Consider the following 13,892-nt stretch of genomic DNA (forward strand, 5'->3'; position numbering starts at 1 on the left):
AGGGCGGCACTCTAGGGTTTCCGATGCGGTTCGGGGTTGGGCCGCGCCAGCGGCCAGGACGGCCGTTGTTGCGTACGCGTTGGAGTATCCCATGGATATCATGACGAGCGTCGGGCTCATTGCGGGCATCATCGTCATCACGATGATGATCTTCATGGGCGGCGACCTTCACATGTTCATCTCCGAACATGCCATGATCATCATCTTCGGCGGCTCGATCTCCGCCACCATGATCCGCTTTCCGCTCTCGGCACTCCTGCACGGCCTTCCGCTCGGCGCCAAGTTCGCCTTCACCATGAGCCGCCTGTCGGCGCACGACCTCGTCGACGAGCTCGCCCGCATCGCCGAGATCGCCCGCAAGCAGGGCCCGGTGGGTCTGGAAAAGGTCGAGACCGACGAGCCCTTCCTCGCCAAGGGCATCCGCTACGTCGCCGACGGCTATGACCTCGACTTCATCCGCGACAATCTCGAGCGCGACCGCGACAACTTCCTCATGCACCTCGACGAGGGCAGCAAGATTTATCGCGCCATCGGCGACTGCGCTCCGGCCTTCGGCATGATCGGCACCCTGATCGGCATGGTGCAGATGTTCGCCAACATGACCGACCCTTCCAAGCTCGGCCCGTTCATGGCGACCGCGCTGCTCGCCACGCTCTACGGCGCGCTGGTCGCGAACCTGTTCTGTCTGCCGATCGCCGACAAGCTGCACGGCAAGCTGCTGGACGAGGAGACCAACCGCACGCTGATCATCGACGGCATCCTGATGATCCGCGACTCCAAGAGCCCGACCCTGGTGCGCGAAATGCTGCTGGCCTACCTGCCGGAGAAGCATCGCCACGCCGAGGGCGAGCCGGTGCCGGCGTAAGCCCGCCCGCCGGGATTTTGAGACATGGCCAAGAAGAAACGCGGCGATGCCCATGGAGGCGGTCACGGCTGGTTCGTGACCTTCGCCGACCTCATGGGCCTGATGATGAGCTTCTTCGTGATGCTCGTGGCGTTCTCGACGCAGGACGCCAACAAGCTGAAGATCGTCGCGGGATCGATGCGCGACGCCTTCGGCGTGCAGAGCGAGGCGCGCTATGCCGGCATCGTCGAGTCCGACGGTTTGCCGACCCGCCCGCGGCTGAAGAACGTCGACCATATCCAGCCCGAGGATGCCTCCAACACGCCGACCCCGGACCAGGAAGATCGCGACAAGACGTCGGGCGCGAAGATCAAGGTCGACCGCAATTTCGCGCTCGCCGCAGCCTCGCTGCGCCAGGCGTTGCAGGACATGCCGGAGCTGACCGAGATGTCCAAGCACATCATGTTCGAGGAGACCAAGCAGGGTCTCAATCTGGAGATCGTCGACCAGGACGGCCGCTCGATGTTCGCCGACGGCTCCAAGGTGCCCTATGACCGCACCCGCCGCCTGGTCGAGAAGCTCGCGATCCCGCTCAAGGCCACGCCGCTCCGCGTCTCCATCGCCGGCCACACAGCGGCCGGCTTCGTGCCGACCCGCAGCGACTACGGCGCCTTCGATCTGTCGGCCGACCGCGCCAATGCCGTTCGCCAGATCCTCGAACGCGAGGGCCTGCCGCCGTCGCACATCTTCGCCGTCTCCGGCAAGGCAGATACCCAGCCGTTGTTTCCGGACGATCCCTCGCTCGCGGCCAACCGGCGGGTGACCATCACCCTGATGCGCGAAGATCCGCCGCTGCCGCCGAATCTGAAGCCGTGAGCATCACCCGGGCACGGTGAGCACTTTTTTCCGACGAGATCCTGCCCGGAAAATAGGCCCCTTGCGCTACCATTCTACCTGAGGCATGTCGTCGCGCTGGCAATGAGCGTGGCTGCAGCGTCACAGCATCCGGCTCTGCGCCTGCTATGGTGGTGCGCCGATTGACAGGCGCACCGGAAGCGTCAAAAGGCGCCGGATCAATTCCAGGGAAGAAGCGTTTTCCATCTTCATGACGGCGAGCATCACACAGACCGAGACCCAGGACGGGCCGGTCACCTCGGGCTTTTGGTCCCTTACGCTCGGGAGCATCGGCGTCGTGTTCGGCGATATCGGCACCTCGCCGCTCTACGCATTCCACGAGGCGGTCAGGGGCGCCGCTCATGGCGAGCCGGTCTCGCGGGTCATGGTTCTCGGCGTGCTCTCGCTGATCCTGTGGGCGCTGCTGATCGTCGTCACCGCCAAATACGTGCTGCTGCTGCTGCGCGCCGACAACAACGGGGAGGGCGGCACGCTCTCGCTGATGGCGCTCGGCCAGCGCGCGCTCGGGCGGCGGAGCTGGTTCCTGCTCGCCCTCGGCGTGGTCGGCGCTTCCATGTTCATCGGCGATTCCATGATCACGCCGGCGATCTCGGTGCTATCGGCGGTCGAAGGCCTGAAGCTCGCAACCCCCGCGCTCGAGCATTACGTGGTGCCGCTCACCGTCCTCATCCTGGTGCTGCTGTTCGCGGTCCAGAGCAAGGGGACGGCGTTGGTGGCCTCGGCCTTCGGGCCGGTGATGGTGATCTGGTTCACCGTCATCGCCGTGATGGGAGCCGTCCACATCGCCGACGACCCGTCCGTGCTGGCGGCGATCAATCCCTATTACGCCGTGCAGTTCGTGCTGTCGCACGGCACGATTGGCCTCGTCACCCTTGGCGCCGTGTTCCTGGCGGTGACCGGGGGCGAGGCGCTCTATGCGGATCTCGGCCATTTCGGGCGCAAGCCGATCCAGTCGGCCTGGATGTTCTTTGTGCTGCCCGCGCTCTTGATCAACTATTTCGGGCAGGGCGCGCTGGTGCTGTCTGATCCCAGCGCGATCGAGCACTCGTTCTATCGCATGGTGCCCGAGAGCCTGGTGCTGCCGCTGGTCGGGCTTGCGACGGCCGCGACCGTTATCGCGAGCCAGGCGGTGATCACCGGCGCCTATTCGCTGGTCTATCAGGCGGTACAGCTCGGCCTCTTGCCGCGCTTCGAGGTCCGCTACACCTCCGAGACTCACGCCGGCCAGATCTACCTGCCGCGGGTGAATCGACTGCTGCTGATCGGCGTGATGCTGCTGGTGCTCTTGTTCCACACCCCCAGCAATCTGGCGTCGGCTTACGGCATCGCGGTCTCCACCACCATGGTCGCCGACGGCATCATGGGCTTCATCGTGATCTGGAAATTGTGGAACTGGCGCGCTGCCACGGCTGCGGCCGTGATCATGCCCTTCGTCATCGTCGATCTGAGCTTCTTCAGCGCCAATCTCTTGAAGCTGCTTGAGGGCGCCTGGGTGCCGCTGCTGTTCGGCGTGGCCATGGCGGGAACGATCTGGACCTGGCGGAAGGGCTCCGGGATCCTGATCCAGAAGACGCGCCGGATCGAGGTGCCGCTGGACGATCTGATCCGCAGCCTGGAGAAGCGGCCCCCGCACATCGTCAAGGGCACCGCGGTGTTCCTGACCAGCGATCCCTCCTTTGTGCCGACCGCGCTGCTGCACAATCTCAAGCACAACAAGGTGCTGCACGAGCACAACGTGATCCTGACCATCGAGACCGCGCATACGCCCCGGGTCGACCTGGCGGAGCGTTTCCGCATGGAGAAGATCAGCGACAAGTTCTCGAAAGTCCGGCTGCGCTTCGGCTACATGGAGCAGCCGAACGTGCCCAAGGCACTTGCGATCGCGCGCAAGCAGGGCTGGCAGTTCGACATCATGTCGACGTCGTTCTTCGTGTCGCGGAGGTCGCTGAAGGCGTCGGCGCAGTCGGGCATGCCGCTGTGGCAGGACCATTTGTTCATTGCGCTCAGCCGGTCCGCCAACGACGCCACGGATTACTTCCAGATCCCCACGGGACGGGTGGTTGAAGTCGGAACCCAAGTCACCATCTAGAACGAAACTGCCTTAGTCATGCAAATTTGCATGTCTAAGCCCCGGAATCGGGCTAGGCTATGCCGGTAGCGCAGGACTATAAGCCGCGCGCTCTTCCGCCATTGTGCAGTGAAGCATTTTAGAGGCCACTGGGCTCTCCCATGACAAGCGACGTAGTGATTTCCGCCCCGGAAACGGCGGCGGCCAATGGGCATGGCGAGGCCCATACCACCGCCCGTTTCGGCGCGCTGACCCTCGGCAGCATCGGCGTCGTCTACGGCGATATCGGCACCAGCCCGCTCTACGCGTTCCGCGAGGCGGTGATGGCGGCATCGGGCGCGGACGGGCTGCCGACGCCGGCGGCGGTGCTCGGCGTGGTCTCGCTGATCCTGTGGGCACTGATTGTCGTGGTGACGCTCAAATACGTCGTGATCCTGCTCCGGGCCGACAACAACGGCGAGGGCGGCACGCTGGCGCTGATGGCGCTGGCCCAGCGCGCGGTCGGCACCGGCGGGGCGACCGTCGTCCTGCTTGGCATCATTTCCGGCGCGCTGTTCTATGGCGATGCCGTGATCACGCCTGCGCTGTCGGTGCTGTCCGCGATCGAAGGCATGAAGGACGTCACGCTGCGGTTCGAGCCCTATATCGTGCCGCTAACCGTGGTCATCCTGGTCTGCCTGTTCGCCGTGCAGTCGCGCGGAACCGCCCGCGTCGCCGCCTTCTTCGGCCCGATCATGTGCGTCTGGTTTGCGGTCCTTGCCGCGGCGGCGATCCATCCGATCATCCAACAGCCGCAAGTGCTGTATGCGCTGAACCCGCTCTATGCGGTCTCTTTCATGTTCCACCACGGCATCATCGGCTTCGTGACGCTGGGCGCGGTGTTCCTCGCGGTCACCGGGGCTGAGGCGCTCTATGCCGATCTCGGCCATTTCGGCAAGCGACCGATCCAGACCGCGTGGCTGTTCATCGTGCTGCCGTCGCTCGCGCTGAACTATCTCGGGCAGGGCGCCCTCGTGCTCGGCGATCCCGGCGCCATCGTCAGCCCGTTCTTCCAGCTCTTCCCGCAGGGCTTGTTCCGCGGCTGCATGGTCGTGCTCGCCACCATGGCGACCGTCATCGCCAGCCAGGCGGTCATCACAGGCGCCTATTCCTTGACGCGCCAGGCGATCCAGCTCGGCCTGTTGCCGCGCTTCGAAATTCGCCATACGTCGGAAGCCCATTCCGGCCAGATCTTCATCCCGCGCATCAACCAGCTGCTGCTGGTCGCGGTGGTGCTGCTGGTGCTCCTGTTTCGCTCGTCCAGCGCGCTCGCCTCGGCCTACGGCATCTCGGTCACCGGGACCATGGTGGTCACGGCGATGATGGGCTTCGTCGTGATCTGGAAGGTCTGGCGCTGGTCGCCGCTCGCGGCCGGAGCGCTGATTGCGCCGTTCCTGTTTCTCGACCTCACGTTCCTGGCCGCCAACCTGCTCAAGGTGTTCGAAGGCGGCTGGGTGCCGCTGGCGCTCGGCGCGCTCATGATCATCCTGATGTACACGTGGCGGCGCGGCAGCCGCCTCTTGTTCGAGAAGTCGCGCAAGCTCGAGTTCCCGCTCGCCGATCTCGTGGCGATGCTGGAGAAGCGGCCGCCGCAGCGGGTGCCCGGCACCGCGGTGTTCCTGACCTCCGACCCGCTCAGCGCGCCGACCGCGCTGATGCATAGTCTGAAGCACTACAAAGTGCTCCACGAGAAGAATGTCATTCTCACCATCGAGACGGCGCAGACCCCACGGATCGATCCGGCCGAGCGCGTGAAACTGGAGCAGATCTCACCGACCTTCTCCAAGGTGACGCTGAAGTTCGGCTTCATGGAATCGCCCAACGTGCCGAAAGCCCTGGCGATCGCCCGCAAGCTCGGCTGGCAGTTCGACATCATGTCGACCTCGTTCTTCCTGTCGCGCAGAGCGCTCAAGCCCGCCGTCCATTCCGGCATGCCGCGCTGGCAGGACCGGCTGTTCATCTCGCTCAGCCGCTCGGCCAACGACGCCACCGACTATTTCCAGATCCCCTCTGGCCGCGTGGTCGAGGTCGGAACGCAGGTGACGATTTAGGCGGCCGGCCAACGCCCCACTTCAAGTCGCTGCGATTTAGCTTTAACTTGCGCCGCGCGGCTCAAGCCTTTGTAGCGCTTGATTTTCGTGAGCCGAGAGGCGAGGTTGCCGCCGGCCGGGATAGGTCCGGCTGGCACGCGCGACGTTGGAGGATGATGTGGCAAACCAGGTGCAGGATCTGACCCCGGACGAGGTCTCCAAGGGTGTCGCGGAGGGCCGCTATCTCCTCGTCGACGTGCGCGAGCCGAACGAGGTCGAAGCCGAGGCCTATCCCTACGGCGTCGTGGTGCCGCTCTCGACCTTCGATCCCAAGGCGATCCCCGATCCCCAGGGCAAGGACGTCGTGTTTGCCTGCCGCTCGGGCAAACGCTCGGTGACGGCCTCGCTCGCGGCTCAGGCGGCGGGCCTGCCTTACGACAAGCATCTGGCCGGCGGCATGCTGGGCTGGAAGGCGGCGGGGCTTCCCAGCAAGGTCGGTGGCTAGCCCCGCGATGACGTCCAAGAGCTCTTCGCTGAACAAGGTCTTCGCCGACCTTCCCGTCACCATCTTCGAGGCGATGTCGCAGGCCGCGCGCGACAATGCCGCCATCAATCTCGGCCAGGGCTTTCCCGACGATCCGGGGCCGGAGGACATCCGCCGCGCCGCGGCCGAGGCCTCGCTGAACGGCTACAACCAGTATCCCTCGATGATGGGCCTGCCGGAGCTGCGCCAGGCGATCGCGACCCATTACGGCCATTGGCACGGGCTCAAGCTCGATCCGATGAGCGAGGTGATGGTCACCTCCGGCGGCACCGAGGCACTGACCTCGGCGATCCTCGCGGTGGTGCAGCCCGGCGACGAGGTGGTGTGCTTCCAGCCGGTCTATGATTCCTATTTGCCGATCATCCGCCAGGCCGGCGGCATCCCGCGCCTCGTGCGGCTGGAGCCGCCGCACTGGCGGCTGAATGAGGACATGCTGAAAAGCGTCTTCAATTCAAAGACCAAGGCGGTGCTCTTCAACAACCCCTTGAATCCCAGCGCGGTGGTTTTTCCGCGCGAGGATCTCGAGCTCTTGGCGCGCTACTGTCAGGAGTTCGACGTCATCGCGATCTGCGACGAGGTCTGGGAGCACGTCACCTTCGACGAGCACAAGCACATCCCGCTGATCACCATTCCGGGCATGCGCGAGCGCACCATCAAGGTCGGCTCGGCCGGCAAGATCTTCTCACTGACCGGCTGGAAGATCGGGTTCGTCTGCGCCGCGCCGCCGCTGTTGCGCGTCGCCGCCAAGGTGCACCAGTTCCTGACCTTCACCACGGCGCCGAACCTGCAGGCCGCCGTCGCCTACGGCCTCGGCAAGTCCGACGACTACTTCCTGTCGATGCGCAAGGATTTGACGCGGAGCAGGGACCGCCTGACCAAGGGGCTGGAGAGCCTCGGCTTCCCCGTGCTGAAGTCGCAAGGAACCTACTTCCTCACCGTCGACCTGTCGCCGCTCGGGCTCAACGAGAGCGACACCGAGTTCTGCTGGCGAATCGTGAAGGACTACAAGGTCGCGGCGATCCCGGTGTCGGCCTTCTACGAGCAGGACCCCGTGACATCAGTGGTGCGCTTCTGCTTTGCCAAGAAGGACGAGACCCTCGACACCGCCCTGGAGCGGCTGTCGGACGCGGTGCGCGGTCGCAAGAGGTAGAGATGACGAATGTCGGCCGCTGCGGGTTTGGCCTTGGCCTCGCGATCGCCGCCGCGCTGAATTTGCTTTCCGCCCCTGTCAGGGCCGAGGAGCGGGTCGTCAATTTCTACAACTGGTCCAACTATATGGCGCCAGACGTCCTCGAGGCCTTCACCAAGGAGACCGGCATCAAGGTGGTCTACGACACCTTCGATGCCAACGAGACGCTGGAGACGCGCCTGATGGCCGGCAAGTCCGGCTACGACGTCGTGGTGCCCACGGCCTATTTCCTGCAGCGCCAGATCAAGGCCAACATTTTCCAGAAGCTCGACAAGTCGAAGCTGCCCAACCTGGAAAATGCCTGGCCGATGGTGACCAAGAACCTTGCGACCTACGATCCCGGCAACAATTACGCCGCCAACTATATGTGGGGCACGACGGGCATCGGCTACAACGTCGCCAAGGTGAAGCAGATCCTGGGGCCCGACGCGAAGATCGACAGCTGGGACATCGTCTTCAAGCCGGAGAACCTCGCCAAATTTAGAGATTGCGGCGTCCACATGCTCGACTCCGCCGACGACATCTTTCCGGCGGCGCTGAATTATCTCGGGCTCGATCCGAACTCGACCAAGCAGGCTGACCTCGAGAAGGCCGCCGATGTCGTCGCAAAAGTCCGCCCCTCCGTGCGCAAATTCCACTCCTCCGAATATCTCAGCGCGCTCGCGACCGGCGAGATCTGCTTCGTGGTCGGCTGGTCCGGCGACATCATGCAGGCCCGCGCTCGCGCGGCCGAGGCCAAGAAAGACAACAGCAGTGGCATCGAGATCGGCTACGCGATCCCGAAGGAGGGCGCGCAGATGTTCTTCGACAATCTCGCGATCCCCGCGGACGCCAAGAACGTGAGGGAAGCCTACGAGCTGATCAACTATCTCTACCGTCCGGACGTCGCCGCCAAGAACTCGGACTTCCTGTCCTACGCGAGCGGCAACCTCGCCAGCCAGAAGCTGGTCGATCCGAAGATTTTGAACGACAAGAACATCTATCCGGACGAAGCGACGCTCGCAAAGCTGTTCGTCATCACCGCGCGCGAGCCGGCGACCCAGCGCATCATCAACCGGCTGTGGACCAAGGTGAAGACGGGAAGGTAGAGGGGCCGCACTCGTCATTGCGAGCGGAGCGAAGCAATCCAGAATCTCTCGGTGAGGGCACTCTGGATTGCTCGTCGCTTAGCTCCTCGCAGTGACGGCAACTACCGCCACCTGCGGTGCAGCCACAACCACTGCTCGGGATGCTCGCGCACCCAGCCTTCCACGACGCTGGTGATCGCCTGGGTCGTGCCCTGGATGTCGATCTTGCCGTCGGCATCGCGCACCGGTCGGACCTCCTCGGTGATCTCGGCGGTGAAGCGGCCGCCGGGCAGGCGGATGATGCGGACGCCGTGGATCGGACATTCGACCTGGCGGAGCAGGCGGGCCAGCATCGGGTTGGCGCGGGTCTTGCGGCCGAAGAAGGTTACCTCGACGCCGCCGGTCAGATACTGGTCGATCAGCATGGCGACGTGCTTGCCGTCCTTCAGCGCCTGCGCGAGGCGCAGCGGCGCGTCGCGCCCGGCCGGGATCAGCGTGCCCATGTTGACCTGGCGCATCTCCTGGATGATGCGGTCGGCAGATGCGATGTTCGGCCGACGGTAGAGGATCGCGGCATCGAGGCCATGCGAGACGGCGGCGAGCGCCGGCAACTCCCAATTGGCGAGGTGAGCTGCAAAGATCAGCGCCGGCTTGCCGTCGTCGCGGATCTGGTCGAACAGCTCGATGCTGCGCGCCGGGAGTTCGATCCGGCTGTTTTCGGGATGATCGCGGTCGTAATCCCAGACGTGATCCATATGGGCGAATTCGGCGCCGACGCGGCCGAGATTCTCCCAGACGCCCATCAGGATGGCTTCGATCTCTTCGGGCGACTTCTCCGGAAACGCCGCGGTGAGGTTGGCGCGACCGATGCGGTGCTCGCGCAGGCGCGGGCCGATCAGCTTCACCACGCGCGCGAAAAAGTCCGAGGTCTTGACCGGATCGAAATAGCGCGTGGTACGCAGCATGCCGACGGTGGCGGCGCCGATCAGGCTGCCGCCGATCGATTTCGCAGCCTCCCGCGCGCGGGCCTTCGTCCTCGCAGGAAGCAGCGCCATGCGTCCGGTCAGGCCGGTTCGCGGGTCAGGATCAGCGAGGCGTTCTGGCCGCCGAAGCCGAACGAGTTCGACATCACCGCGGTGACGCGGGCGTCGCGCGCCTTGTTGCCGACGACGTTGAACAGGATCGTGGGATCCGGCGTCTCGTAGTTGATCGTCGGCGGGATGCGCTGATGCTCGAGCGTGAGCAGCGAGAAGATCGCCTCGACCGCGCCTGCCGCCGAGATGGTGTGGCCGACCATCGACTTGTTGGAGGTCACCGGAATCTTCTGCGCCAGCTCGCCGAACACGGCCGATGTCGTGTTGAACTCCATCTTGTCGTTCTCGGGCGTCGCCGTGCCGTGCGCGTTGATGTGGTCGATCTGGTCCGGCGTCATGCCGGCATCGGCCAGCGTCTTGTTCATGCAGCCGATGATCGGCTTGCCGTCGGGCGAAGAGCGGGTGCGATGGAAGGAATCGGTGAGCTCGCCGCAGCCGGCGATCACGCCGAGGATCTTTGCGCCGCGGGCGGTGGCGGCCTCGTAGCTTTCCAGCACGAGCGCGCCGGCGCCTTCGGCCATGACGAAGCCGTCGCGGTTCTTGGAGAAGGGGCGGGAGGCCGCCTGCGGCGGATCGTTCTGGGTCGACAGCGCCGAGAGCAGCGAGAAGCGCACGAGGGCCTCGGGGTTCACGGTGCCGTCGGTCGCGACGCACAGCGCAGCATCGGTCTCGCCGCGGCGGATCGCCTCGACGCCGAGCTGGATCGAGGTGGCTCCGGACGCGCAGGCCGTCGACAGCGAGATCGGCGAGCCCTTGGTGCCAAAGGTCTCGGCGAGATGCGCGGCCACCGAGCCGAACATGAAGCGGTGATGATAGGCGCTGTACTTGCCGCCGCCGGAGATGCGCAAGAGATCGTCATAGTTGAAGTCGAGCGCGCCGACGGCGCGGCCGAGCTCGCGTCGCTGTGGCCATTCGACCTCGACCGGCGCAACCGCGAGGAAGAGGGGCCCCGGGAAATCGGCCTTGGCGCCGATGCCGGCCTGCTCGAGCGCTTCTTCCGTCACGAGCTCAGCCATCCGCTCGGACAGGCCGGTGGAGGAGAATGGATCGACGCTGACGAAATCGACGGTGCCGGCCATCGTGGTCTTCAGGCCGTCGACCGGAAAGCGCGTGATGGTACGGATGCCGGATTCGCCGGCAACGAGCTTGGCCCAATTGTCGGCCTTGCCGGCACCGAGCGAGGTCATGATGCCCATGCCGGTGACGACGACGACGGGGCGCCCGAGTTTGTCGCGTGGTGCAGTCATGTCGATCCCCCGATAGAGCTAGCTAACTGCCTCGACCAGCGCCATGCCTTCGCCGCGCCAGTGTCCGGCCCCCACCACCACAATCTGGGTGGGCGCTCCCTGCATTTCAATCTCGGTGCCCGTCGAATCGTTCGGCGGGAACAGCGCACCGCGCGAGATCGACAGCGCGGCGAGCGCGATGCCGAGCGGGAATTGCGTCTCCATGGTGTGGCCGAACATCGTGCCGGTCGAACGCACCGGGAAATCGGCATGGCCCTTCAGGAAGCCGCGCTCTTCGCTCGTTGCGGGCTCTGCACCGGTTGCGCCTGAGATGATGGCGCCTTTACCTTCGCGCCTGGGCAGCTTGGCCCACAGCTGCTCCAGCGTCGCGGCCATGTCGCCGGGCTGCTTGCGCCGGGCGAGGTCGGCGACGACGCTCGACAGTCTTGCGAACGGCTTTGCGCCGCGCGCTTGCGCATGCGCCTTCGACTCCAGCACCAGGAAGGCGCCGGCAGATCCGAGCGCGAAGCCGGCGTGGTCCTTGCGCGCCCAGACGGGAGCGAACTTGTCCTTGAGATTGAAATCGCCGAATTCGTAGAGGACGAGCAAGTCCTTGCGCTCGCCATTATGCGAGCCGCCGACCAGCGCGATGTCGCTCTCGCCCGAGGCGATGCGCGCAAGCGCAATGCGGGCAGCATCGGCGCCCGCGACCTCTTCGCCCATGAAGGTGCGCGAGGTGCCGCCAAGTCCGTGCACGATGGCGATGTTGCCGGCGAGCAGATTGGAGAGCTGCGCCAGGAACAGCGTCGGCCTCAGATCGCTCATCAGCCGTTCGTTGAGGAAGCCGGGCGCGTTCGCGCCCTTGGCCTCGGCCGTCAAGACACCGGTGTCGACGTTGAGATCGCGCTCGCCGCCGCCGGCGGCCACCACCATGTCGATCTTCGACAGGATGTCCTTGTTGCCCTTGATCCCGGCGGAATCGAGCGCAAGGCCGGCGGCGTAGGTGCCGATGCGCTGCCAGGCTTCCATCTGGCGCTGGTCGCCCTTCTTCGGGATCTGGCTGTCGAAGCTGACAGGCGTCAAGGGATGCACGATGTAGGGCGCAAAGCCCTTCTCGTCGACATTGATGCGCTTCTCCTGAAGCGCGGCCCAGTTGGCGTCCAGGCCCTCGCCGAGCGAGGTCGCGAGTCCAATGCCGGTGATCCAGACTTCGGTCTGGCCGGGCTTCGAAGCAGTGTCAGTCATGGCGATACGGCCTGTTGCGGAAAGCCGACGCGCTCGGCGACTTTCGTCATGTAGCCGCGCATATCCGCATTGGGGAAGGGGATCAGCGTGAAGGTGAGCGCCGAATTCGCGCGCAGCTTGCCGCCGACCCTGATCTTGGCTTCGGTCATGGCATAGCCGGAGCCTTCATGGATGAGGCTCGCCTCGATGCTCATGAGATCGCCGGGGAAGACCGAGCCGCGGACCTTGGCCTCCTTCACGGCGGCAAGGATCGGCATGCGTTCAAACTTGAACACGCCGAGCTGAAGCCAGCCCGAGGCCTGCGCCATCGATTCGATCAGGAGCACGCCGGGCATCAAGGGGTAACCCGGGAAGTGCCCCTCGAAGATGGTGCTCTCCTGCGGGACCTGCGCTTCGACGACGATCGTCTTCTCGTCGACCTTGAGGTCGACGATGCGATCGATCATGTGGAAGTATTCGAGTTGCATGACCGCGCGCTTAGGCGCTCGCGCCCTTGGCCGCAACCAGTTCGTCGATGCGGGCGCACAGGTTCTTCAGCACGAAATACTGCTCGGTGGTCGCCTTGCCGTCATTGACCTCCTGGGTCCACTTTTCCAGCGGGAGCTTGATGCCGAACTGCTTGTCGATCGCAAACGCGATATCAAGGAAATCGAGGCTGTCGATGCCGAGATCGTCAATGGCATGACTATCCGGCGTGATCGTGTCGCGCGGGATGTCGCAGGTTTCAGCGATGATCGTGGCGACCTGATCGAATGTGGAAGACATCACTAAGCCTTTGATATATTGCGGATATTTGTCAGGTTATCCAGAGTGGCACGGTGGGTGGGCATCGCGCCCCTGATGACGCCCTCAAACCCCCCTCTGGCCGGGTCGAAAGCCCGTATATCGGAGCGCCGCCCTGAGTTCAATGGAGGCGGGCAGGCGGTGAGACGGGGCTGGGGATGCCCCGCTGAAGTCGCGTGCCCGCCGGGGCCGGGGCGAGGTGGGCCTAGATGTGCGGCGTCGTGATCTTGACGCAGTCGCGACGGCCCATCAGCACGCAATCCTGGGTCCGGCGCAGGTCGGCGATGCTGACCGCGAGCCAAATTCCGATTGCGGTTAGCGCGATGGTGAAGGCCAGCGCCGCGATGTTGGCGAGCATGCGATGGCGGAAATTGTCCGGCTCGGCGCGGGGCTTCTCGTAGCGCGACAGGTCGAGCGGTTCGGGGGCGACTCGCAACGGCTGCACGGTACCGCTGCCGCGGTGGACCGTCGGGGAAGGCGAGGTGCGCGGCCTGAACTGGAGCACCCGGTGCTCGTCGTCAGAGCTTATGGGCCGCTGGGTCGTCATGGGGCGGGGATCACTCCGAAGCAGCGATTTTAGATAGCACACGTGATGAACGTGTTGCAGAAAATCTTCGCAATGCCCGCGAGCATTTGTACGCTCGCACTATTTGTGCATGGATTGTGGGAAGCGACCGCGGAACCGGCCGTCGTGTCGGCGGCAGGGATGCAAGGGTTGCGTTGCAACAACAGAGGTAGCAAGGGCCAAGGATTTCACACCTTCGTTCCCCTCTACATCGGCTTGTGATCTCCGCGTCCTTCCGAACACGTTTTGCCGCCGCATGGCCCATGTCATAGTCGTGGAACCT

At 64.7% G+C, this 13,892-nt stretch carries 13 protein-coding genes; 7 read left to right on the forward strand and 6 right to left on the reverse strand.

Going from position 1 to position 13,892, the window contains the following annotated elements; genetic code table 11:
- Window positions 1–91 precede the first annotated feature (91 nt).
- The 7 genes from XH81_RS34745 (at window position 92) to XH81_RS34775 (ending at window position 8,717) form a co-directional block, all read left to right on the forward strand.
- Window positions 92–865 (forward strand): motility protein A, encoded by a 774-nt coding sequence (locus XH81_RS34745; RefSeq protein ID WP_018320941.1) that lies wholly within the window; start codon window positions 92–94, stop codon window positions 863–865.
- A gap of 24 nt (window positions 866–889) precedes the next feature.
- Complete coding sequence (locus XH81_RS34750) at window positions 890–1,720, forward strand: OmpA/MotB family protein (protein WP_028145261.1); 831 nt, start codon at window positions 890–892, stop codon at window positions 1,718–1,720.
- 229 nt (window positions 1,721–1,949) lie between these two features.
- The gene (locus XH81_RS34755; protein ID WP_212428869.1) at window positions 1,950–3,848 is read left to right on the forward strand and encodes a potassium transporter Kup; all 1,899 of its coding nucleotides are present in this window, start codon (window positions 1,950–1,952) and stop codon (window positions 3,846–3,848) included.
- 140 nt (window positions 3,849–3,988) lie between these two features.
- A complete protein-coding gene (locus XH81_RS34760) occupies window positions 3,989–5,917 on the forward strand; it encodes a potassium transporter Kup (RefSeq protein ID WP_038974176.1) in 1,929 nt (642 codons plus the stop codon).
- A gap of 157 nt (window positions 5,918–6,074) precedes the next feature.
- Window positions 6,075–6,401 (forward strand): rhodanese-like domain-containing protein, encoded by a 327-nt coding sequence (locus XH81_RS34765; protein WP_026202463.1) that lies wholly within the window; start codon window positions 6,075–6,077, stop codon window positions 6,399–6,401.
- A 7-nt stretch (window positions 6,402–6,408) separates the two neighbouring features.
- Window positions 6,409–7,590: an aminotransferase gene (locus XH81_RS34770; RefSeq protein WP_049824287.1), complete on the forward strand. Its 1,182-nt coding sequence runs from the start codon at window positions 6,409–6,411 to the stop codon at window positions 7,588–7,590.
- 2 nt (window positions 7,591–7,592) lie between these two features.
- Window positions 7,593–8,717, forward strand: a complete 1,125-nt coding sequence (locus XH81_RS34775) for a polyamine ABC transporter substrate-binding protein (RefSeq protein WP_038946309.1) — start codon at window positions 7,593–7,595, stop codon at window positions 8,715–8,717.
- 101 nt (window positions 8,718–8,818) lie between these two features.
- On the opposite strand, the gene XH81_RS34780 is transcribed toward XH81_RS34775, so the two are convergent.
- The 6 genes from XH81_RS34780 to XH81_RS34805 form a co-directional block, all read right to left on the reverse strand.
- Window positions 8,819–9,751: a lipid A biosynthesis lauroyl acyltransferase gene (locus tag XH81_RS34780; RefSeq protein ID WP_271596796.1), complete on the reverse strand. Its 933-nt coding sequence runs from the start codon at window positions 9,749–9,751 to the stop codon at window positions 8,819–8,821.
- 8 nt (window positions 9,752–9,759) lie between these two features.
- Window positions 9,760–11,037 (reverse strand): beta-ketoacyl-ACP synthase, encoded by a 1,278-nt coding sequence (locus tag XH81_RS34785; protein WP_028145255.1) that lies wholly within the window; start codon window positions 11,035–11,037, stop codon window positions 9,760–9,762.
- An 18-nt stretch (window positions 11,038–11,055) separates the two neighbouring features.
- Window positions 11,056–12,261, reverse strand: a complete 1,206-nt coding sequence (locus XH81_RS34790; RefSeq protein ID WP_271595029.1) for a beta-ketoacyl-ACP synthase — start codon at window positions 12,259–12,261, stop codon at window positions 11,056–11,058.
- On the reverse strand, window positions 12,258–12,728 hold the full coding sequence (locus tag XH81_RS34795; protein WP_028145253.1) for a 3-hydroxyacyl-ACP dehydratase FabZ family protein: 471 nt from the start codon (window positions 12,726–12,728) through the stop codon (window positions 12,258–12,260). The genes XH81_RS34790 and XH81_RS34795 overlap by 4 nt, the downstream gene beginning before the upstream one ends.
- A gap of 10 nt (window positions 12,729–12,738) precedes the next feature.
- Window positions 12,739–13,026 carry an acyl carrier protein gene (locus XH81_RS34800; RefSeq protein ID WP_007592476.1) on the reverse strand — a complete coding sequence of 96 codons (288 nt, stop codon included), beginning with the start codon at window positions 13,024–13,026 and terminating at the stop codon, window positions 12,739–12,741.
- Between the two features lie 223 nt (window positions 13,027–13,249).
- The gene (locus XH81_RS34805; RefSeq protein WP_028145252.1) at window positions 13,250–13,591 is read right to left on the reverse strand and encodes a hypothetical protein; all 342 of its coding nucleotides are present in this window, start codon (window positions 13,589–13,591) and stop codon (window positions 13,250–13,252) included.
- Window positions 13,592–13,892: the final 301 nt, after the last annotated feature.

It is taken from the genome of Bradyrhizobium sp. CCBAU 25360 (assembly GCF_028128695.1).
Classification (GTDB): domain Bacteria; phylum Pseudomonadota; class Alphaproteobacteria; order Rhizobiales; family Xanthobacteraceae; genus Bradyrhizobium; species Bradyrhizobium ottawaense.